General features: G+C 61.7%; 14 protein-coding genes and 2 tRNA genes. 5 read left to right on the forward strand and 11 right to left on the reverse strand.

All coding sequences use genetic code 11. The features are described 5' to 3' along the window. Positions 1 to 2: 2 nt before the first annotated feature. Positions 3 to 1,190 carry a tyrosine-type recombinase/integrase gene (locus NX775_RS15170; RefSeq protein WP_258836786.1) on the reverse strand — a complete coding sequence of 396 codons (1,188 nt, stop codon included), beginning with the start codon at positions 1,188 to 1,190 and terminating at the stop codon, positions 3 to 5. A 160-nt stretch (positions 1,191 to 1,350) separates the two neighbouring features. After that, positions 1,351 to 1,872: a single-stranded DNA-binding protein gene (gene ssb, locus NX775_RS15175; RefSeq protein ID WP_258836787.1), complete on the reverse strand. Its 522-nt coding sequence runs from the start codon at positions 1,870 to 1,872 to the stop codon at positions 1,351 to 1,353. A gap of 469 nt (positions 1,873 to 2,341) precedes the next feature. Between ssb and uvrA the strand changes: the two genes are divergently transcribed. Further along, complete coding sequence (uvrA, locus tag NX775_RS15180) at positions 2,342 to 5,203, forward strand: excinuclease ABC subunit UvrA (protein WP_258836788.1); 2,862 nt, start codon at positions 2,342 to 2,344, stop codon at positions 5,201 to 5,203. Positions 5,204 to 5,611: 408 nt separating this feature from the next. Here the strand turns inward: uvrA and NX775_RS15185 are convergent, their stop codons facing one another. After that, entirely contained in the window at positions 5,612 to 7,477 is a 1,866-nt protein-coding gene (locus tag NX775_RS15185; RefSeq protein WP_258836789.1) for a phosphoenolpyruvate carboxykinase (GTP), read from the reverse strand. Between the two features lie 369 nt (positions 7,478 to 7,846). Here NX775_RS15185 and NX775_RS15190 point away from each other — a divergent pair, with 369 nt between their 5' ends. Beyond that, positions 7,847 to 8,839 (forward strand): D-2-hydroxyacid dehydrogenase family protein, encoded by a 993-nt coding sequence (locus tag NX775_RS15190; protein ID WP_258837396.1) that lies wholly within the window; start codon positions 7,847 to 7,849, stop codon positions 8,837 to 8,839. 178 nt (positions 8,840 to 9,017) lie between these two features. On the opposite strand, the gene NX775_RS15195 is transcribed toward NX775_RS15190, so the two are convergent. Next, complete coding sequence (locus NX775_RS15195; protein WP_258836790.1) at positions 9,018 to 9,773, reverse strand: L-asparaginase; 756 nt, start codon at positions 9,771 to 9,773, stop codon at positions 9,018 to 9,020. 145 nt (positions 9,774 to 9,918) lie between these two features. On the opposite strand from NX775_RS15195, the gene NX775_RS15200 reads away from it, so the two are divergent. Next, positions 9,919 to 10,404, forward strand: a complete 486-nt coding sequence (locus tag NX775_RS15200; protein ID WP_258836791.1) for an asparaginase domain-containing protein — start codon at positions 9,919 to 9,921, stop codon at positions 10,402 to 10,404. 91 nt (positions 10,405 to 10,495) lie between these two features. On the opposite strand, the gene NX775_RS15205 is transcribed toward NX775_RS15200, so the two are convergent. The 6 genes from NX775_RS15205 to NX775_RS15230 all read right to left on the reverse strand — a co-directional run bounded on the left by NX775_RS15205 (position 10,496) and on the right by NX775_RS15230 (position 20,612). Beyond that, entirely contained in the window at positions 10,496 to 11,392 is an 897-nt protein-coding gene (locus tag NX775_RS15205; RefSeq protein WP_183555176.1) for a recombination-associated protein RdgC, read from the reverse strand. A gap of 75 nt (positions 11,393 to 11,467) precedes the next feature. Continuing rightward, the gene (dinB, locus tag NX775_RS15210) at positions 11,468 to 12,574 is read right to left on the reverse strand and encodes a DNA polymerase IV (RefSeq protein WP_307732265.1); all 1,107 of its coding nucleotides are present in this window, start codon (positions 12,572 to 12,574) and stop codon (positions 11,468 to 11,470) included. A gap of 77 nt (positions 12,575 to 12,651) precedes the next feature. Continuing rightward, positions 12,652 to 13,923: an acetamidase/formamidase family protein gene (locus NX775_RS15215; RefSeq protein ID WP_258836793.1), complete on the reverse strand. Its 1,272-nt coding sequence runs from the start codon at positions 13,921 to 13,923 to the stop codon at positions 12,652 to 12,654. A gap of 127 nt (positions 13,924 to 14,050) precedes the next feature. Beyond that, complete coding sequence (locus tag NX775_RS15220) at positions 14,051 to 15,724, reverse strand: S8 family peptidase (protein WP_258836794.1); 1,674 nt, start codon at positions 15,722 to 15,724, stop codon at positions 14,051 to 14,053. A 487-nt stretch (positions 15,725 to 16,211) separates the two neighbouring features. After that, complete coding sequence (locus NX775_RS15225) at positions 16,212 to 18,029, reverse strand: S8 family peptidase (RefSeq protein ID WP_258836795.1); 1,818 nt, start codon at positions 18,027 to 18,029, stop codon at positions 16,212 to 16,214. 345 nt (positions 18,030 to 18,374) lie between these two features. Continuing rightward, the gene (locus NX775_RS15230; protein ID WP_258836796.1) at positions 18,375 to 20,612 is read right to left on the reverse strand and encodes a TonB-dependent receptor; all 2,238 of its coding nucleotides are present in this window, start codon (positions 20,610 to 20,612) and stop codon (positions 18,375 to 18,377) included. Between the two features lie 373 nt (positions 20,613 to 20,985). On the opposite strand from NX775_RS15230, the gene NX775_RS15235 reads away from it, so the two are divergent. Both NX775_RS15235 and NX775_RS15240 read left to right on the forward strand, forming a co-directional pair. Beyond that, positions 20,986 to 21,061: transfer RNA gene (locus tag NX775_RS15235), tRNA-Val, on the forward strand. A gap of 40 nt (positions 21,062 to 21,101) precedes the next feature. Further along, a tRNA-Asp gene (locus NX775_RS15240) sits at positions 21,102 to 21,178 on the forward strand. 85 nt (positions 21,179 to 21,263) lie between these two features. Here the strand turns inward: NX775_RS15240 and NX775_RS15245 are convergent. Continuing rightward, entirely contained in the window at positions 21,264 to 22,415 is a 1,152-nt protein-coding gene (locus tag NX775_RS15245; RefSeq protein ID WP_258836797.1) for a GGDEF domain-containing protein, read from the reverse strand. Between the last annotated feature and the right edge of the window lie 7 nt (positions 22,416 to 22,422).

A 22,422-nucleotide genomic window follows, 5' to 3' on the forward strand; every position in this document is an offset into this window, starting at 1 on the left:
TTTTATTTAAAAACCCTTTGTTGCAAGGCCATCAAGACTTCTTTCGCTTTGCCTTGAACGTAACCTTTTGTGTAAATTTCGGCGGTTTTCGAAGATTTTTCCCACCCCATCAGATAGTTCTGAATAAGCTTTACGAGAGACGCATCTTTTCCTTCACACATTTCTGCAAAGCGTTCATTTATAGTATGGCGCAGGACATGCGAGCTAATCTGAACAAACTCAGGAAAAGCCTGACGAAAAGACGAAAAAATGTAATCTATACTGTTCAAGGCTAGCTCATTGCCTTCGTCAGAAACCAGGAGGTAAGGGTTGTATTCAGCTCGTCGTCGGCTCGGACGAACCTCTTCAGTGTAGTGAAGTAACAAACTACGCATTTCGTCGTTTAGTGAAAGCAATCGCGGCAACGTCTTAGTTGTTGCTGGGCGTCCCCGCCTGTCGTCTTTATCATCTGTTCTCTTGGCGATAAAGATTGTTCCCTCTCTGAAGTTAATGTCTTCGAGCTTAATTCCGCACAACTCACCTTTTCGAACTCCAAGTCCGAAGAGTAGCTTTACGATGAGATGATTGCGATATCGCATGAACGAGCTCTTCCAAGGATTGCCTGCGAAGTCCGGATGAATGACTTCAAACAGTCGAGCTTCAGCCTCTTTGGGCAGGCCTTGTCGGTCCGAGGTCTTGCTCACAACCGGTTTCTTGCTACCCAAAGTCTTGAGTGTAAGCTCGGTAGCTTCTAAGAACTTCGCCCCATCGTTAGGGAGCCGTTGTAGGCGAGCTTGAGTGGAGAAGTAGCTAAGAAAATTGATGATGTAGTGTAGACGGATGACAGCGGTTTTAGGCTTCACAGCATCATCTTTGGAGTGGATGAAGGTTCCCTTTTTACGTCGTACGTTGGCCAACGAGATGACGCCGTCAGCCAGATTTTCATGTCCTTCCGCCCTAGTCTTACACCGGTCAGCAACAGCTATGACCTCTGACAATCTTAGTAGCTCGTTGCCCTCAGCTCTCTCGATGAGGCATACGTTCGTCTCAGCCAGTACTTCGTAGAGTAGTTGGACTGCTCTCATAGCAGAGTCGATAGTTTTGGCTTTTAACGCTCGGTCACGTAAGTGAAGACTGAAAGCTGTGGCCTCGAAGACGCCGACGCTCGTACGCTCATCCACTAACAGTGGCAGTTTTTCGCCACCGCCCAAGTCAACTATTCGCAGCCCATACCTGTTCATTAGTGTTTACACTTTCTCTACTAGGTGATAAGAAAGTATAGCTTGGAAATGAGAAATAATGCAAATAAGAAAAACGCTCTGCAAATCAATGACTTGCAGAGCGTTGTTTACAAAATAACTGTGTTGGGTCCTAGAACGGAATGTCGTCATCCATATCCGAGAAGTTCGGGGCCGGCTTCGGCTGCGGACGTGCTGCCGGTGCCGGTGGCGCCTGGCGTGGCGCTTGCTGGCGTGGCTGCTGTGGCGCCGAGTAGTCGTCGTCCATGCCGCCACCGCCCATACCGCCACCCATGCCGCCGCCGTCGCCGCCCATGCCCTGGCGACCGCCCAGCATCTGCATGTTTTCAGCGATGACGTCGGTTGCATAGCGCTCGATGCCGTCCTTGTCGGTGTACTTGCGGGTCTGCAAGCGGCCTTCGACGTAGACCGACGAACCTTTTTTCAGGTATTGCGCGACGATCTCGGCCAGGCGGCCGAAGAACGAAATACGGTGCCACTCGGTCAGCTCTTTTTGCTCACCGGTGTTGCGGTCTTTGGATTTGTACGAGGTGGCGACCGCGATGTTCGCGATGGCGTCGCCGCTCGGCATGTAGCGCACTTCCGGGTCGCGGCCGAGGTTGCCGACGATGATGACCTTGTTAACTGATGCCATTTGATTACTCCTGCTGGGTATGATCAGCCCTGACTCTGCATGCTTCTAGGCGTCAGGGAACGTGGTGGTACAGCTCACTATTATGAGGCCGGCGCCCGGATTTGCCACAACAATTTGTTGAAATCCATCAGCCGTAACGCAGCGTCATCCCGTCGATTTTGTTGTCAATCCGACCTCGTCCATAGCTCAGCAGGGAAATTTATTTTGCGAATCTGAACGCTTTGTCATTGAACCGTTCAGAGGGCGACCCACATACGGCGGACATGTCGTTGTCCAGGCCATCGCGCCACCTGGATGCGCATGCCGATCCGGCAATGCGCACATTAGAACCACTGGACAAATATACAGCCGTAACAAAAACCAGCTACACTAACGGGTTCTCCCCGATTGGCCCGCTGACCCGGTCGCTTAGCGTTCGCGGCTCCGCCACGGTGGCCCACATAAACTAATAGAAAGTCTGCCCAACTTAATGGAAGAAATTCGCATTCGTGGTGCCCGCACGCACAATCTGAAGAACATCAACCTCGACCTGCCGCGCAACAAGCTGATCGTGATCACGGGTTTGTCGGGCTCCGGCAAGTCGTCGCTCGCTTTCGATACCTTGTATGCCGAAGGCCAGCGCCGCTACGTCGAGTCGCTGTCGGCCTACGCGCGCCAGTTCCTGCAACTGATGGAAAAGCCCGATGTCGACCTGATCGAGGGCCTGTCCCCGGCGATTTCGATCGAGCAGAAGGCGACCTCGCACAATCCGCGCTCGACTGTCGGCACCGTTACCGAAATCCACGATTACCTGCGCCTGCTGTACGCGCGCGTCGGCACGCCGTATTGCCCGCAGCACCCGCACCATCCGCTGGCCGCGCAGACCGTGTCGCAGATGGTCGACTCGGTGCTGGCCATGCCGGAAGGCACCAAGCTGATGATCCTGGCGCCGGTCGTGGCCGGCCGCAAGGGCGAGCATGGCGATCTGTTCCTGGCAATGCAAGCCCAGGGCTTCGTGCGTTTCCGTATCGCCAGTGGCGTGGCTGCGGCCAAGATCTACGAGATCGACGAGCTGCCCAAGCTGAAGAAGACCGAGAAGCACACGATCGACGTCGTGATCGACCGCATCAAGGTCAATCCGGACATCAAGCAGCGCCTGGCCGAGAGTTTCGAAACTGCACTGCGCCTGGCCGATGGCCGCGCGGTTGCATACGAAATGGACACCGAGAACATGACGGTGTTCTCGAACAAGTTCGCCTGTAATGTCTGCGGCTACTCATTGCAAGAGCTGGAACCGCGCCTGTTCTCGTTCAATAACCCAATGGGCGCCTGTCAGGAATGCGATGGCCTGGGCCACATCGAATTCTTCGATCCGAAACGGGTCGTGGCCTTCCCGCACCTGTCGCTGGCGTCCGGCGCCGTGAAGGGCTGGGACCGCCGCAACCAGTTCTATTTCCAGATGCTGCAGAACCTGGCGTCGCACTACGATTTCGACCTCGACATACCGTTCGACAAATTGCCGGCGGCATCGCAGGATGCCGTGCTGTTTGGCTCGGGCAAGACAACGATCCCGTTCAGCTATGTGAACGAGCGCGGCCGCACCGTGATTCGCGAGCACACGTTCGAAGGCGTCGTCAACAACCTGCAGCGCCGCTATCGCGAAACCGATTCGATGGCCGTCAAGGAAGAGCTGGCGAAGTTCATCAACGAGAAGAAGTGCCCGTCGTGCGAAGGCGCGCGTCTGCGCACCGAAGCGCGGTACGTGAAAATCGGTCAGGGCGCCCAGCAGCGCGCGATCTATGAAGTGTCCGATAAGCCGCTGCGCGATACGCTCGAGTTCTTCGAAACGCTCGAACTGACCGGCGCCAAGAAGGACATCGCCGAGCGCGTGATCAAAGAGATCATTTCGCGCCTCAAGTTCCTGAACAACGTGGGTCTGGATTACCTGTCGCTCGACCGCAGCGCGGACACCTTGTCCGGCGGCGAAGCGCAGCGTATTCGTCTGGCGTCGCAGATCGGCTCGGGCCTGACGGGCGTCATGTACGTGCTCGACGAGCCGTCGATCGGCCTGCACCAGCGCGACAACGATCGCCTGATCGCGACACTGAAACACCTGCGCGACATCGGCAACAGCGTGCTGGTCGTCGAGCACGACGAAGACGCGATCCGCACCGCCGACTACATCGTCGACATGGGGCCGGGCGCGGGCGTGCACGGCGGGCAGATCATCGCCGAAGGCACGCTCGAGCAGATCATGAAGAACGAGCACTCGGTCACGGCCCAGTACCTCGACGGTCGGCGCCGGATCGAAGTGCCGAAGAAGCGCACCAAGGCCGATCCGGCGCGCCAGCTGGTGATCACGGGCGCCAAGGGCAATAACCTGAAGGATGTGACTCTGACGCTGCCGGTGGGCTTGATGACCTGCATCTCTGGCGTCTCGGGGTCGGGCAAGTCGACCCTGATCAACGACACGCTGTACCCGGCGCTGTCGCGTCACCTGTACGGCTCGCAGACCGAACCGGCCGAGCACACGTCGATCCACGGCCTGGAACACTTCGACAAGGTGATCTCGGTCGACCAGGCGCCGATCGGCCGCACCCCGCGCTCGAATCCGGCGACGTACACGGGCCTGTTCACACCGATCCGCGATCTGTTCTCGACGGTGCCGACGGCCAAGGAACGCGGCTACAGCGCGGGCCGCTTCTCGTTCAACGTCAAGGGCGGACGCTGCGAAGCGTGCCAGGGCGATGGCGTGATCAAGGTCGAGATGCACTTCCTGCCGGACGTGTACGTGCCGTGCGATGTCTGTCACGGCAAGCGCTACAACCGCGAAACGCTGGAAGTCAATTACAAGGGCAAGAACATCACCGAGGTGCTGGAACTGACCGTCGAGGATGCGCACGAGTTCTTCAAGCCAGTGCCGGTGATTGCGCGCAAGCTGCAAACGCTGCTGGACGTGGGCCTCGGCTACATCAAACTGGGGCAGAGTGCGACGACCTTGTCGGGCGGCGAAGCGCAGCGCGTCAAGCTCTCGCTCGAGCTGTCCAAGCGCGACACGGGCCGCACGCTGTATATCCTGGATGAGCCGACGACCGGCCTGCACTTTGCCGACATCGACCTGCTGCTGAAGGTGATCCATCGCCTGCGCGACCAGGGCAATACGCTGGCGATCATCGAGCACAACCTGGACGTCATCAAGACGGCCGACTGGGTAGTCGACCTGGGGCCGGAAGGCGGCGCCGGCGGCGGCGTCATCGTGGCAACGGGTACGCCGGAAGACGTGGCCAAGAACAAGGGCAGCGCCACCGGCAAGTATCTGAAGCCGTTGTTGAAGGCACCGGCGAAGGCTTAACACGCCGCTTCAGGCAGCACGATCAGACAGGGGCAACGCCAGCTGGCGCTGCCCCTGTTTTTTAGGTTTTCACCGTCGCGAAGACGACGCCACCCCCTCCATCAGTCGTAGGGTGGACGGGTTCCCCGTCCACGCGGTGATGGTTGGCCGAAAGATCATCCGACAAGATCATGGCACCGTGAGCGATCTTGATTGGCAACGGGATCGTCCGGCGCGATTGCAGCACTGCTGACGATCACCGCGTGGACGGCCGAGCCGTCCACCCTACGCCAACAGGCCACATCAGGGCAGCGCCAACAATCCACAAATGAATCAGGGGCAGCGCCACCGGCGCTGCCCCTGTTCTTTTTTTATATTTTCACCGTCGCGAAGACGGCGCCTCCCCCACCAGGCAGTTCGAGCTTAAGCTCAAGCAGCCAGTTGTTTCTCCAGCCGATCACGCGTGGCCACCAGCTCTTGCGGCAGGTGGTAGGCCAGCTTCTCGAACAGCTCGGTATGCAGTTTCAGTTCTTCGCGCCAGGCGTCCTTGTCGATCGACGTGATCTGCGCAAATTGCTGCTCGCTGAAGTCAACGCCTTCCCAGTTCAGGTCGGCGTAGTTCGGCGTGGTGCCGAACAGGTGCTCGGTGCCGCCGGTGGCGCCGGCAGTGCGGTCCAGGATCCACTTCAGCACGCGCATATTATCACCGTAACCTGGCCACACGAAGTTGCCCTGTGCATCGGTGCGGAACCAGTTGACGCAGAAGATCTTTGGCAATGCTGCCGGATCGATTGCTTCGACCTTCTTGCCCAGATCGAGCCAGTGCTGGAAGTAGTCGCTCATGTTGTAGCCGATGAATGGCAGCATCGCGAATGGATCGCGGCGCACGACGCCCATCTGGCCGGCAGCGGCGGCGGTGGTTTCGGAACCCATCGCGGCGGCCATGTAGACGCCTTCCACCCAGTCGCGCGCTTCGGTCACCAGCGGCACGGTCGTCGAACGACGGCCACCGAAGATGAACGACGAGATCGGTACGCCGGCAGGATCGTCCCAGGCTGCATCGATCACCGGATTCTGCGTTGCGGCGACCGTGAAGCGCGCGTTCGGATGCGCCGCCTTGGTGCCCGATGCCGGCGTCCAGTCCTTGCCCTGCCAGTCGATCAGGTGGGCCGGTGCTTCTTTCGTCATGCCTTCCCACCAGACGTCGCCGTCGTCGGTCAGCGCGACGTTGGTGAAGATGACGTTTTCACGCAGCGAAGCCATGCAGTTCGGATTGGTCTTGTCGTTGGTGCCCGGGGCAACACCAAAGTAGCCAGCTTCCGGGTTGATGGCGACCAGCTTGCCATCGGCGCCCGGCTTGATCCAGGCGATGTCGTCGCCGATGGTCGTGACTTTCCAGCCGTCGAATGCCTGTGGCGGGATCAGCATTGCGAAGTTGGTCTTGCCGCAGGCCGACGGGAACGCGGCGGCGATGTATTTCTTGTCGCCTTGTGGCGATTCGACGCCCAGAATCAGCATGTGTTCGGCCAGCCAGCCGGTGCCGCCCTGCTGCGCCTCTTGATAGCCCATGTTCGAGGCGATGCGCAGCGCGAAGCACTTCTTGCCCAGCAGCGCATTGCCGCCGTAGCCGGAACCGAACGACCAGATTTCGCGGGTGTCCGGATAGTGGACAATGTACTTGGTGGCATTGCATGGCCATGCGACATCGGCCTGGCCATCGACCAGCGGCATGCCAACCGAGTGCACGCATGGCACGAAGTCGCCATCCTGGCCCAGCACGTCGTACACGGCGCGGCCCATGCGCGTCATGATGCGCATGTTGACGGCGACGTACGGCGAGTCGGACAGTTCGACGCCGATGTGGGCGATTGGCGAACCGAGCGGGCCCATCGAGAACGGGACGACGTACAGCGTGCGGCCGGTCATGCAACCGTCGAACAGGCCGTGCAGCGTCTGGCGCATTTCGGCCGGTTCCATCCAGTTGTTGGTCGGGCCGGCTTCTTCTTTCGTGGCCGAGCAGATGTAGGTGCGGTCTTCAACGCGCGCCACGTCCGACGGATCGGACCAGGCCAGGTAGGAATTCGGACGCTTGGCCGGATTCAGCTTTTTCATCGTGCCTGCAGCAACCATCTCGGCGCACAGGCGGTCGTATTCGTCTTCCGAACCGTCGCACCAGTAAATGCTGTCAGGCTTGGTCAGCGCAGCAATCTCAGCCACCCAATTGATGAGTTTTTGATGTTTGATGTAAGCTGGGACGTTCAGTGCGGCGACGCCGCCCATCACGGGTTGGTTCATGGGGATACCTCCAAATGCCAATTAAGAATTCGGGTGGACCGTTACCTTGCATCGTCTTCGGCCGGGGCGCCCTGCGGTCGATCACGACGTTGGGCAAGCACTCTGCGGCAGAAGCAGGAATCAACACTTGACGATACAGCGGGCAGGTCGGCAGCTTCGATTGAAGCCTTGCGGTGCGTCTCGTGAGCACCGTTGGATACGTGTCATTCGCTTAAGTTCTGCGCCGATTGTACACCCGCAAAACAGCGTTTCGACGGCTTTCACTACAAAAAAGTAGGAAAGATGCCCGACTAATGTAGTAGGCTATTTGGGCATTTGCCCTATCGTGTTATTTGTTTACAGGCAGATCATACAATTGTGACAACACCACTGAAAATCGCGATTCTTGATGATTATCAAGATGCTGCACGGCGTCTCGCGTGCTATCCCCTGCTCGATGGCCACGAGGTCAAGGTCTTCCAAAGCTCGACCCGCGGCCTGGGCCAGCTTGCCATCCGGCTGGCGCCGTTCGATGCGCTGGTCCTGATCCGCGAACGCACCGCCTTCCCTGCGGCCCTGCTGGCCAAGCTGCCCAACCTGAAACTGATTTCGCAAACCGGCAAGGTCAGCGGCCATATCGACGTCGCCGCCGCAACCGCGCGCGGCATCGCGATTGCCGAGGGCGTCGGCTCACCGATTGCACCGGCGGAATTGACGTGGGCGTTGATCATGGCGGCCAGCCGCAAGATCGTGCCGTACGCCACCAATCTGAAAGAAGGACTGTGGCAGACGGCCTCGACCAATCCGGTGCTCAACGGCGTGGGCCGCGTGCTGCACGGCCGCACGCTCGGGCTCTGGAGTTACGGCAAGATCGGCAAGCTGGTGGCCGGCTATGCGCGCGCGTTCGGGATGCGCGTGGTGGTGTGGGGCAGCGAAGCGAGCCGGCAGGCAGCAGTCGCCGATGGCTTTGAAGTGGCGCCGTCGCGCGAGACGCTGTTCGAGATGGCTGATGTGCTGAGCCTGCATTTGCGCCTGGCTGAATCGACCCGTGGCATCGTCACGGCAAGCGATCTGGCGCGGATGAAACCGGACGCGCTGTTCGTCAACACCAGCCGCGCCGAACTGGTGGCCGAGGGCGCGCTGGAAAGCGCCTTGAAGAAAGGCCATCCGGGCATGGCAGCGCTGGACGTGTTCACCAACGAGCCACTGGGACCGGACTCACCGTTGCTGCGCATCCCGACCGTGCTGGCGACACCCCACATCGGCTACGTCGAGCAGGACAGTTACGAGTTGTATTTCAGCGCGGCGTTCGAGAATATCGTGCAGTTCGCGCAGGGTACGCCGACCAATATTCTCAATCCAGAAGCATTGGGCAAGCGGTAAGCAAACCGTGGCACTGCGTTGGACTGGTGTGGGATGCGGGCTGACTTGGGTTCCAGCCTTCGCTGGAACGACGTTCATCGGTAGCAGGCCAAACCGCGCGATTGCATCCATTCCCCGCTACCAGCAGCACGTCGTTCCAGCGCAGGCTGGAACCCAAGCCTGATGCAAAGGCGCAAACTCAGCGCAGCTCCGGCTCTCCCCTGATATTGATTTTGGGCGCCGGCAGCACATGCGTGCCGGTCCAGAGGCCGGCCCAGCCCGGCGGCCAACCGATATCCGGCCCGGCATAGGGTTTGAGGCCCGCGCGCACCGGGACGATCGGCACCGGTGGCGCTTCGATCAGGCCGCCACCCGGTGGCCGCTCCATGTTCAGGCTATACATATAGCCAGGCAGCAGCAGGTCGCATGCCTGCGCGAACCACGCCGTGTGATCTTCGTCGCGGCCCAGCGCCTCGGCCAATCCTTGCGGATCGAACTTGGCCAGTGCATGGATCAGCTCATCGGTGCTCGCGCCCGGCACATCGTTCCAACCCATCACGGGATTGTTGTTGTACTCGGCGCCCGAGCCATACCAGCCTTCGCGCCAGGTGCGCTGCATCCAGTTGCGCGGCCCCGTGAACAGGTGCCAGCGCCAGTGCAGGCCGGACGGCTTGGGCCACGAGTACAGATACAGTTTCTGGTAACCGGCCTCGTGCAGCGCGCGCACGACGGCCATCAGGCGCGCGTGCGGCATGCGGTCGGGCGGAGCGCGCCGGAACAGGATCGGCTCGCCGTCGGCGTGCTGCACCTCGTCGTTCGACAGGTTCAGGTCTTGCGCGCGCGACTCGTTGCCGAAGCGCGCCGACACCCATCCGGTGAGCAGGTTGACATGCGTGATCACGCCATAGCCGCGATGGCGCTGGAAGATCACGGTTCCGGGGGCAACTGCTTTCATGGCAAATATGGAAATAGACAGGAGAAAAGGAAAACGATGGGGGAAGTACTCATCCGATCCGGACGATTCTAGCGCAGTCGCCTGGAGATCGCCCGTGGTTTGGCGATATCATGAGGACCTTTTTTCAGCGAGTGGATAAACCAACATGACTTTGCGACTCATCGCCACCGGCGGCACTTTTGACAAGCATTACAACGAACTCAATGGCGTGCTGGGTTTTGCCGAAAGCCATTTACCAGAGGTCATCAAGCGCAGCCGCATGACGGTGCCGGTGGCGCTCGACGTGCTGCCGCTGCTCGATTCGCTCGAGATGGGCGACGCCGACCGCGAGCGTGTGCTGGCGACGTGCCGGGCCGCATCCGAGAAGGCCATCGTGATCGTGCACGGCACCGACACGATGCGCGAGACGGCCGCCGTGCTGGGTGCAGCGAGCCTCGACCAGACCATCGTGCTGACCGGCGCCATGATCCCGTATGCGATCGCCAATTCCGACGCGCTGTTCAATCTGGGCTTTGCCTGTGGCGTCGCACAAGTGCTGCCGGCCGGCGTCTACGTGGCGATGAACGGTCAGGTGTTCCCTTGGGATAACGTGACCAAGAACCGCAGCGCCGGCGTGTTCCAGGAATTATAAAGAGAAACGAAAAACGAAAAACGGCCGGACACCATGCCCGGCCGTTCTCTCCACCGGCGCCTTGCTCAGGCGCCGTGTGTCTGACGCCTGATTACGCCTTGGCTTCGCCGCCCAGCGCTTCGACAATATCAGCCAGCATCTTCGACAGCTCGCCCGTCATCAGGACGATATCGTTGTCGAAACGTTCGTCGTCGTTGTGGGTCGCGCTTTCGCCTTCCTTGATCACGTCCAGCGGCTTGATGCCCTTGATCGCCAGCGACTCGGTCAGCACGAAGCTGACGCGGTCGTTCCAGGTCATGGCCAGGCGCGTGCACTGCTTGCCGGCGGCGATGTGGCGGCGGATGTCGTCCGGTTCCAGCGTGTGCTTCACGTAGCGCACTGCAGCGCGGCTCTCGCCGGTGGCGCGCAGTTCGGTGTCCTGGTCGATCGTGAAGCCGTACGGCGCTTCATCGGCTTCGAGCCAGCCGGTCATCACGGCCACCGGCGAGCGCTGCACACGGAGCGATTCCAGCGGCATCTTGTCGACGGCCTTGAGCAGCAGCTTGACGACGTCGTCGGCCTTGGCCGGGCTGGCCGCATCGACCACGAGCCAGCCATTGACCGGGTCGATCCAGGTCCAGACATTGCTGCGCAGCGTGAAGGCGCGCGGCAGCAGTTCGTCGGCCACGCGCTCTTTCAGTTCCTTCATGGCTTTTTTGCCTGGCGGGAAGCCCTGCGCTTCTTCCATCTCGGCCGCCTTGGCCTTGGCCACCTGGTTGATGACCGATGCCGGCAGCAATTTCTTTTCGGTGCCCAGCATGATCAGCATCTGCTTGTTCACGACATGGACCAGGCCGCCGTTAGGGCGCGGCGCATCCCAGCCCTGGCGCAGCAATTCATTGCTGTTGGCAGGCACGAAGCTGCCCGGCTCGAGGGCCTTTTCCAGCTGTTCAGGGGTGTAGGCCCAAGGGGCCGGCAGGCGGTAGATCTGGAGATTCTTGAACCACATAGGCTTAATCCGATTGTTTCACTAATACAAGGGAACGACATTCTACGCTGCACAGCAGCCGCAGCGTCAAAAATGTCAGGGGGTTGTCGCGTCGTCCAGAGAATCATCGAACAGCCGTAACTGCTCGACAATCTCGGTGTCGCTCAGGCGCACGCCGACGCCCAATAATCGCACCGGCCGGCTGGCGCGTGCCCAGCCGGTCTCCAGTAAACGTCCATAGGTCGGAATGTTGGGCGCATATCCCACACATTCGACGGTTGTCTGCTGGAAGTCCGAAAACTTGATCTTCACGAACAGCTTGTTGATGAATTTTTCAGCATTTGCGCGTTTGATGCGGCCCAGCAAATGCTCGTGCAAATCGGGCAGCAGCTTCAGGCAGGCGGCCAGGTCGGGCACGTCCGGCGTATAGGTTTCTTCGGTGCTGATCGACTTGCGCTCGCGCGAGGTATTTACTTCACGGTGGTCGATCCCGCGGCTCAGGTCATACAGCCGCACGCCGAAGCTGCCCATATGCTCTTGCAGCTTGTCCAGGCTCCAGCCGCGCAGGTCGGCGCAGGTCTGGGCGCCGAGCCGGTTGAGTTTCTCGGCGGTGACCTTGCCGACGCCGTGCAATTTCTTGACCGGCAACGCCGCAACAAACGCGTCGACTTCTTCGGGCCGCACCAGGAACAGGCCGTCGGGCTTGTTCCAGTCGCTGGCGATCTTGGCGACGAACTTGTTCGGGCCCACGCCGGCCGAAGCCGTGATGCCCACCGTCTCGACGATGCGGCGCCGGATCTCTTGCGCGATCAAGGTCGCGCTGCCCTTGCAATGCGGCGAATCGGTCACGTCCAGATAGGCTTCGTCGAGCGACAGCGGCTCGACAATCTCCGTGTAATCCTGGTAGATGGCCATGATCTGGCTGGACGCGATGCGGTACTTTTCCATGGCCGGCGGAATCACCACCAGCTCCGGGCACAGCTTCATCGCCTGGGCCGTGGCCATCGCCGAGTGAATGCCGAAGCGGCGCGCCTCGTAATTGCAGGTGGCGACCACGCCACGCTGGTCGGCGCGCCCGCCTACCGCCAACGGCCGGCCGCGCAGCGACGGATCGTCGCGCATCTCGACCGATGCATAAAAGCAGTCGCAATCGCAGTGGATGATTTTTCGGGCTGGGGCGTTCACGCTGGCGGGCCGCCCCATGCGGTCACAAACTGCCGGGGTCGCTTACTGTAATTGCATACAGTATCTTCTAAAAATCTCCCCCATGCAAATGTTGCTTATTTCTTGGCGGCCTTCTCCGTAAAGCCGTTCTTCACCTTGCTGAAGTCGGCCTTGCGGATCATCCCGTGCACGCCCTTGGTGCCATCGACCACCTGGCTGACCTGGAAGTCACTGGCCGCGCTCAGGTAGGCAAATGCGGTGGGACGGTCCATGCCCAGCATCTCGGTCAGGAAACGGATCGATTCGCGCGTGGCGTCCTTCATCGCTTCATCCAGATCGGGGTTCAGGCCGATCGTCACCCAGTGATCGGCCGTCTCGCCCAGCGGCCTGACCAGGCTGCCCGAGCGCGATGGAATCCCGGGGTCGCCCTTTTTCAGCACCGTGATGCGGAAGGTCGGGCGCATCGAATGCTCGAGCGCGGTCAGTGCCACCTCGCCATCGCCCTGTGCCATGTGCGGATCGCCCGTGTAGAAATTGCCGCCCTTGACCAGCACCGGCAGATAGACGGTGGAGCCGACGCCCAGGTCGTTGATGTCCATATTGCCGCCGTACAGGCCGGGCGGCACCGAGTGCACTGGCTTGGTCGTGTCCGCCGCGACGCCCATCACACCCATGAACGGGGCGGTCGGGAACGTCACTTCGGTGCCGTCGGCGGTCTTCATCACGGCTTCCCACTTGCCCGCCTTGGTGCGCCGGATCGGGGTGAACACCGATACGTTGTTGTAGGCGCCCGGGTTGGCGGCCGAGGCATCTGCTGTCGGCTTCGGTGTTTCCGGGAACTCGCCGGGCAACGCTCCCTTGCCGTGGCGATTGGAAATCACGCCATACGGCACGCGCGGCACGGCCGACAGCAGCTCGACCTTGAGCACGTCGCCCGGCTCGGCGCCATCGATCGCTACCGGCCCGGTCACGATATGCGGCCCGTCCTTGAAAAAATCGTGGGCCATCGACGAGCCCGTGATGGCGATGCCATCCTTGAGAACCATATTGGCGGGTATGCCCTTGCTGCCAAAATATGCCAGCGGATTGCGGCCCTGGTCCTCGACCAGGCCTTCATGCGACAGCGTATCGAAGACAATCGTCGCGCCGGACGGGATCGACAGCACCGGTTTCGTGGCCGCGTTCGGCAAGTAACCCCAAGTGACCGTCTCCACCGTCGAGGGCACGTAATACACCTCGTGCTTGGTACCGGGGACAAGGACCCGCCCCGGCTTGTCGGCCAGCGGTTGCAGCGGGAGCTTGTCGGCGGTCTGGGCAAACACCGCGGTCGCGGGCGCAAATACGGCCAGGGCAAGGGCGGTCGCGAGCGTAATGGTGCGCAATTTCATGATGGACTCCGGTCGATGGCTGCTTGGCAGGGAACCCTGTATGCATGCAATCAACGTGCCATGTGAAATCGGGCACATCACGCTGCCACCTGGCGGCGCACGCACCGGCAAGGTGCGACCCCGCAGCTTACCGTGTCAACAATAGCGCATACCGACCGTTGCTCGCGCCGGTGCCGCCGCTGACATAGCGTACCTGCAGATAGACGACCGCCGTGCCGGTGCCGAAATAGGTCATCCCAATGGCGTCGGCCATGCCCGCCCGGTTCAGGCTCCCGCCCAGTTGCCTGCCTGCGCTGTCATACACGTACAGATCGTAGTTGGCCGTGGCCAGCACCGCGCTCAGACTGACCTTCAATGTCTTGCCGGCTGGCAGATCGACCCGGAAGTAATCGGTATCCGTCGTCGTACCGATGTTGCCGGTGATGCTGCCGTTGATCGGATTGGCCGTGGCGATCGTGTTGTTCGCTTCCCTTTCGGCAATCACGATGGGCGCAGCAATGCTCCTGGCCCCCGCCACCGCGGCTGCTGCATCAACGATGCCGGCGCCGCACCCGGCGCAACTGGCCGGGAACGCGCGTGCCGTCGACTTCAGCCTTGCTGCGATCTCGTCCGGCGTCAGGTTGGTGTTGGCCGCCAACATCAGTGCGGCCACGCCGACCACGTGCGGCGCGGCCATCGACGTACCCTGATAGACCGCGTAGGTATCCGCCAGCGGTCCGCTTCGGCCGCTGTTGAGCGTGGACAGCACGCCCGACGCGCCGTCGCCACCCGGCGCGGCCACCGCGACCAGCGCGCCGAAGTTGGAATAGCGTGCCCGCCCGCCAGTGCGGCCTGTAGCGGCCACCGCGATCACGCCGGCGCAGTTGGCCGGGCTGGCGTTGCTGACGTCCATGGCCGAATTGCCCGCTGCAGCCACCACGACCGCGCCGCGCGAGCGCGCCCCGTTGATGGCATTCTGCATCGTCGCGCTACACGCGCCGCCCCCGCCCAGCGACAGGTTCAGCACGCGCGCCTTGTTGGGATTGGCCGGCACGCCCGCCACGACGCCGCCCGATGCCCAAGTGATCGCGTCGGCGATATCGGACGTGTAGCCGCCGCACTTGCCCAGCACGCGCACGGGCAGGATTTTGGCGTTGTAGGCCACGCCCGCCACGCCGGCGCCGTTGTTGGTGCGCGCCGCTACCGTGCCGGCCACATGCGTGCCGTGCCAGCTGGATGGCTGGTCAGAGAATGGTTGGCCGCCACCGCAGGCACCGGCCGTGATGCCGTCACCCGGGTCGATCGCATCGCTGTCGCGCCCGTTGGCATCATTGCCGATGGCGGCGGTGCTGATGAAGTCGTAGCCCGGCAGGAACTGCCCGCTCAGATCGGCGTGTGGACGGTAGCCGGTGTCGATCACGGCCACCACCACGCCGGTGCCAGTCGAGATATCCCAGGCCGCCGGCAGGCGCAGCCCGCCAACCGTATCGTAGTAATGCCACTGGTCGGTATAGCGGGGATCGGTCGGCGTGGCCGCATGCGTCATGATGCGGTCCGGCTCGGCGTATTCGATCGACGCATCGCGCATCATCATCTCGGTCGCCAGCGAGCGCACCTCGGCCAGATTGTGCCGGCGATCGAGCCTGAACACCTTTGCGCCGTTCGCCAGCGCATGGCTTTCCCGGACCATCATGCCGAACTGCTGGCCGGCCCGATCGAGCCGGGCCTTGCGTTGGGTGCTGGTATCGGCCACGCGCGCCGCCATGCCGTTGAGGGCCGGCTGCGCATCGCGATATTTCACGATGACGCGGTCGGTTTCCACGATGGGCTGCAGGTCCTGGGCGCCCGCGCCAGTGCCGGCCGCGAACGCCGGAAGAGATGCCAGCGCCAACCAGAGTGTGGCGCACCGCGTATATGCCGCAGTTCTTATCGAATGCGTTTGTTTCATGATTTGTCCCCGTTCAAGTTCTGCATCAGGTATATCGATGCATTTGAGTCATGGCTGACCAGCGGCATCGGCGCCGCACCCTAGCGGCTCAGCCAGAGTAGCCTGAAGGAAATATCATGTCGTGTGGAAATTCACACCCAGTCGGCATAGTTACAACACTTACACCATTCGTTTCCTCAATAACATTTTTTCTTTGGTGCAACTTTATGAACACAGAATATGTGACGTCCCATTTAAGTTAATTAACAATCATGAACAGATATCTTTAGCCCCAAAAAAAAACACGCGCGAATGAATCGCGCGTGTCCCAGATGGTCAAACCGCCCTGCCCCACTAAATTCCATGAGGCAGTGTCATTGGCTTACCAGTTCAGTTTCAGCGTATAGCGACCGTTGGTCGTGCCGGTGCCGCCACTGTAATAAGTGACGCGAACATAGCGGATTGCCGTGCTGCTGGTGGTATTGGCCGAGTTGAGGCTGTCAGTCGCGCCGGCGCCATTCTGGCTGGTGCCCAGTTGCGCACCGGTGCTGCTGTACACGTACAGGTCGTAGTCGGCCGTTGTCGAGGTCGGGGTCAGGCTGGCTGCCAGCGTCTTGCCGGCTGGCAGATCGACGCGGAAATAATCGGTGTCGGTCGTGCTGCCCAGGTTGCCGGTGACGGTCGTGTTGCTGGCCGTGACCGGGTCTGCCGTGGCCGTCGTGTTGTTCGACTCGCTCTCGGCCAGCGTGGTGACCGGTGTGCCGCCACCGCCCCCTGTGGCCGACGCCACGGCAGCCGCCGCATCGACGATGCCGGTGCCGCAACCCGAGCAGCTGGCCGGGAACGCGCGCGCCGTCGACTTCAGTTTCGACTCGATCTCGTCCGGCGTCAGGTTGGTGTTGACCGCCAGCATCAGCGCCGCCACGCCGGCCACGTGCGGCGTGGCCATCGACGTGCCCTGGTAAGCAGCGTAGCTGTCCGCGGCCGGTGCGCCGGTGCCGCTGTTGAGCGTCGAGAGCACGCCCGAGGCGCCATCGCCGCCGGGCGCCGCCACATCCACCAGCGTGCCGAAGTTGGAGTACGACGCCCGTCCGCCGGTGCGGCCCGTGGCCGCCACCGCGATCACGCCCGAGCAGTTGGCAGGGCTGGCGTTGCTGACGTTGACGGCGTCGTTGCCGGCAGCGACCACCACCACCGCGCCGCGCGAGCGGGCGCCGTTGATGGCGTTTTGCGTCGTTGCATCGCATGCGCCGCCGCCGCCCAGCGACAGGTTCAGCACGCGCGCCTTGTTGGCGTTGGCCGGCACGCCCGAGACCGTGCCGCCGGACGACCAGGTGATCGCGTCGGCAATGTCGGACGTGTAGCCGCCGCACTTGCCCAGCACGCGCACCGGCAGGACCTTGGCGTTGTAAGCCACGCCTGCGACGCCGGCGCCGTTATTGGTGCGCGCCGCCACCGTGCCGGCCACGTGCGTGCCGTGCCAGCTCGATGTCTGGTCACGGGTTGGCTGGCCGCTGCCGCAGGAACCGGCGGTGACGGCGTCGCCCGGGTCGCTCGCGTCACTGTCGCGGCCGTCACCATCGTTGCCGATGGCGGCAGTGCTGATGAAGTCATAACCGGCCAGTTGCTGGCCGCTCAGGTCGGCATGAGGGCGCGAGCCCGTGTCGATCACGGCCACCACCACGCCGGCGCCGGTCGAGACATCCCAGGCGGCCGGCAGGCGCAGGCCACCGGCCGTTTCGTAGTAGTGCCACTGGTCGGTATAGCGCGGGTCGGTCGGCGTGGCCATGTGCGTCATGATGCGGTCCGGCTCGGCGTATTCGATCGACGGATCGCGCGCCATCATCTCGGCGGCCAGGGACTTCACTTCTGCAAGATTGCGCTTGCGGTCGAGCTTGAACACCTTGGCACCGGTGGAAATCGGATGGCTTTCCTTGACCACCATGCCGAACTGCTGGCCGGCGCGGTCGAGTTTGGCCTTGCGCTCGCTGCTGGTACTGGCCACGCGCGCAGCGATGCCATTGACGGCCGGTTGCGCGTCGCGGTACTTCACGATGATCCGGTCGGTTTCCACGATGAACTGTGGTCCCGGGGACGCCGCATCGCCCGCGGCCGCCAGGGCCGCGCTCGAGGCCAGCGCCAGGGATACCGCAGCGCACATCTTCAATACGACAGGACGAATCGAATGCGTATGCTTCATTTTTCTTCCTTGTTCAAGGTTTTCCGTCGGGCGAAAGGGCTCGCCCGTATCGTTGTAAGTCCGGACTTTGCCGGCGCCGCATCGAGGCGGCTCAGCCAGCGTAGCGCGAAAGAAAGATTTAACGGAACGCAAACCTGACAGAGTGAAGCGTGCATACAACGGTTACATCCCTAAATTTTGCAAAAACATGTTTTATTCGGCAAAGCATAAATTCTGCCAAATACTTTACACCTAAAATTTGTTGACGAAGGTTTATCGCATCGTTCTCAGATGCAAAAAAGGGCCGCGCAGTGCGCGGCCCTTTTCATTTATGACACATAAGCCTCGTGCGAGGCCGGTCAATTCTTAGAAATTACCCTTGAATTGCATGCCCCACTGGCGCGGCTCGTTGGTGAAGCCGGTCAGGTTGTTGAAGTCGATCGCACCGGTGATACGGCGCTGGTCGAGCACGTTGCGGCCGAAGGCTGCCACTTCATACTTGCCGTTGCCAAAGATGTAGCCGACGCGCACGCCGCCTTCGGTCAATGGTGCACCGGTGAACTCGGTCGACTCGTACAGGAAGAAGTTGACCTTGCTGCGGTACGACCAGTCGGTGTAGAAGTACAGCTCGCCGTCACGGAACGGCACGCCGTAGCGGGCCGTCGCGTTGAAGGTCCAGCGCGGTGCCTGTGGCAGTGCATTGCCATCGATCACGACACGGCCGGCGCCGTTGATCGGATCGGTGATCGTGCACTGCGCGCAGCGGTTGACCGACAGGCTGCCGTCACGGATCTGCGTGTAGTTGTAGCTTGCGCCGGCGCTCATGCGCAGGGCAGTGCTGATCGCTGCTTCGAAGTCGAACTCGGCGCCACGGCCCTTGGTCTTGTCGGCGTTGATCAGGCGGTTGACGTTCGAATTGCCACCCACCACGGTCAGCTGCTGGTCTTCGATCGTGTAGTCATAGATCGAGAACGAGCCACGTGCGCGGCGCTCGAACAGGTCAGCCTTGATGCCCAGCTCGACCGACTTGATGGTCTCGGCATCGGCCACGGTGATCGGCACCGACGCCGAGGCAGCAGCGATACTCGGTGCGCGGAAGCCCGTTGCGGCGCGGCCATACACGTTCACGTCAGGCGTGAGCTTGTAAGTGGCCGACAGGTCCCAGCTGACCTTCTTCTTGTCCGCTTCGACCGACGACGGGCCGATCTGGACGACGTTGGTCGCTTCGATGGTGCGGAACTCTTTCTCATCCTTGGTGTAGCGCACGCCGCCGCGGATGGTCCAGTCAGGGGTCAGGTTGTACGTTGCCGAAGCGAACGCGGCCCAGGCCTTGTTCTTCTGGGTCGACACCAGGCGCGAGGTGCGCGCGTAGGTGGTGCTGTCGAAGTTGTCGCTGCCGCCGGTGACGTCTTCATCGAAGAAGTAGACGCCGGTCTGCCAGTTGAACGGGCCGGTGTTCTGCGATTCGACGCGGAATTCCTGGCTGTACTGGTCCAGATTGTTGATGTAGCCATTGGTCTCGACCTGGAACGGGATGAAGCCCGGGCCGGTTGGCGTGCCGCCGTCGATGTCGCCGCGGCTCGAGTAGCCGATGATGTGCTCGTAACCGGTGATCGACGACAGCTTGTAGCTGCCCAGATCCCATTCCAGACGCAGATTGATGCCGTTGGTTTTCAGGTCCTGGTCATTCTGGGCATTGGTGACGATCTGGTCCAGATCGGTGCCGTCGGCGAAGGTGTTGCTGCCCTTCTTGATCAGGTTGGCGCGGAACAGACGCGCGCTGCCATTGGTCTGACGCTGGTGGAAGCCCAAGAGGCCGGTTACACCATCTTTGCTGTACAAGAACTGCACGCGCTCGGCGTGTTCGTTGTAGCCGTCGAGCTCACCGCGCTTGGTGGTCTTGGCCGGGGTGCTGTAGTTGTCGACGTAGTCGTCGCGGTGCTGGCCGACGGCCGACACGCGCATCGCCACGTTGCTCGACAGCGGCACGTTGACGGCGCCTTCGGCATTGAACGTGTAGTGCGATGCCGCCGACACGTTGTAGTAGCCTTCGGTGCTGTTCAGGCGTGGCTTTTCGGACTCGAACTTGACGACACCGGCCGGGGTATTACGGCCGAACAGCGTGCCCTGCGGGCCGCGCAGCACTTCGACGCTGGCCAGGTCAAAGATCGGGAAGCCCTTGAGGATCGGGTTCTCTTGCACGATGTCGTCGTACACGAGCGAGACCGGCTGCGAGGCGAAGGTGTTGAAGTCGGTATTGCCGTAGCCGCGGATATAAAAGCGCGGGAAGGTACGGCCGTTCGACGATTCCACGTTCAGGCTCGGCACTTTGCCGGCCAGCAGGCGGATGTCATCGCCGCCCGAGACCAGGACGTCCAGCTTGTCACCCTTGAGGGCCGTCACCGACACCGGCACGTCGCGGATGTTCTCGGTACGGCGCTGCGCGGTCACGGTGACTGATTGCAGCTGCAGGGACTCGGGCGCCGGTGCGGCCGGGGCCGCCGTCTGGGCGGCCGCCTGGGCGATCGGCAGCAGGGCGAGGAACGCCAGCGCTGCGCCATGGGAGCAGGTGACGCGCTTGTGCATCTTGGACATCTTGGTCATGGAGTATTTTCCTGGTGATGATAAAAGAACCGGTGTCTCCGTTCTTCTTTTCCAACGCCCCCGCCGGGTGCGCGGGCGGTACTACCCCGCCCTCGGCAACGCGCATCTGTGGCGCCCATCTTTGCGATGTTTTAAGGTTGCCGACTTGGTAAAGGCGGTATTGTCCGTGATGGTTATCAGCCGGGCAAGTAAATAACGCCATGACGCCATGATTACAACACATGCAGATCGTCGGCTGCGGCCGGGGCCAGCAACCGGAAAAAATAGCGCTTTCGATATTTTTTCGAAAAACCCCTTGCAGACCCTCAAACCCACCCTCTATAATTCGGTCCTCTTCGACGCAATGACAAGCGTCAGTAGACATCAACGAGATGGGCGCTTAGCTCAGTTGGTAGAGCGGATCCCTTACACGGATTAGGTCGGGAGTTCGAGCCTCTCAGCGCCCACCAAGCATCTCGACGATGGATCGAAGGCTGATCTTAGTAAAACGGAGTGGTAGTTCAGTTGGTTAGAATACCGGCCTGTCACGCCGGGGGTCGCGGGTTCGAGCCCCGTCCGCTCCGCCAGCATCACTGAAAAAGGGTCCGATTCGTCGGGCCCTTTTTCTTTTTCCATTGCGTGTTTGCATACCGGCTTGCGCCGCGCTTCCCCCTACGCCCGCTTGCGCACCAGTTCCCCGATTTCTACCCGATCCCGCCCCGCACGCTTGGCCGCATACAGCGCATGGTCGGCACGCGCCATGGCATCACCCAGATCCTCGTGCGGATCGAGCACCACCACGCCGATGCTGACCGTCATCCGGTAGGTCGGGCCACTGGTGATGACCGTCGCCTCCCGGATCGCCCGGCGCAGCCGCTCGGCAGCCTGCACCGCCTCATCGAGGTCGGTCCCGGGCAGCAGCAGCGCGAATTCTTCACCACCGAGGCGGCCGATCGTTTCATGCTCGCGCAGCAGATGACGCGCCGTACGTGCGAAGACAACCAGCGCCTCGTCGCCGGAGGCATGGCCCCAGCGGTCATTGATCTGCTTGAAGTGGTCGATATCGATCATCAACAGGCCCAGGCCGGTGCGCTGGCGCTGGGCCAGCAGGCGTGCGCCGTCGGCCTGCTCCAGAAATGCGTGGCGGTTCGGCAGTCCGGTCAGGCAATCGGTCGTGGCCAGCTTCGCCATGCGGCTGTCATCCTTCTGCTTGCACAGCAACAAAAACCCGAAGCCGTTGACGATCATCAGCATGTAGCCCGTCAGGTACGCCACCTGCTGGGCGGTGCCGTGGTCGAGCGGGCCCTTGCCCAGCCCCGCCGAAACGACCCAGACGAGGATGGCCGTGGCGAACAGCGCGTCGTTGACGCCGATGATTCGCTGCAGCAGCGACGCACTGCGCCGACGCAGCAGCGCCCATGCCATGGCAGCGGCGAAGAACGCCACGACGGCGCCCACGAGCGCGCTGAGCTGCACGTGATTGGCGCCAAGCGCTGCGCCCGCCAGCACGATGACAGAAGACAGCAGCGTGATCGGCAGCAGCACCCGGCCCCAGCGGGCGAAGCCGAAGAAGACGCAATAGGCCGCCATTTCAAGTGACATGGCGAGAATCCAGACGAGGCCCTCCAGCCCGGGGAACACCGGCAAGCCCAGTACCGGACTCGCCCAGCCGATCAGCTGGCTTACGCCCATGCCAAGCCGTGCCCACATCCACAGGCGCAGCCCGGCACTGGGCGCCGCACCGTGGGTGTATCCCGCCATCAGAATCGCAAAGCCGACGTTGCCGATGCCGAGTGCAAGAAGAAAAGTCTGTATATCGATCACTGCCTGT

This window comes from Massilia aurea (assembly GCF_024753205.1).
GTDB lineage: Bacteria > Pseudomonadota > Gammaproteobacteria > Burkholderiales > Burkholderiaceae_D > Telluria > Telluria aurea.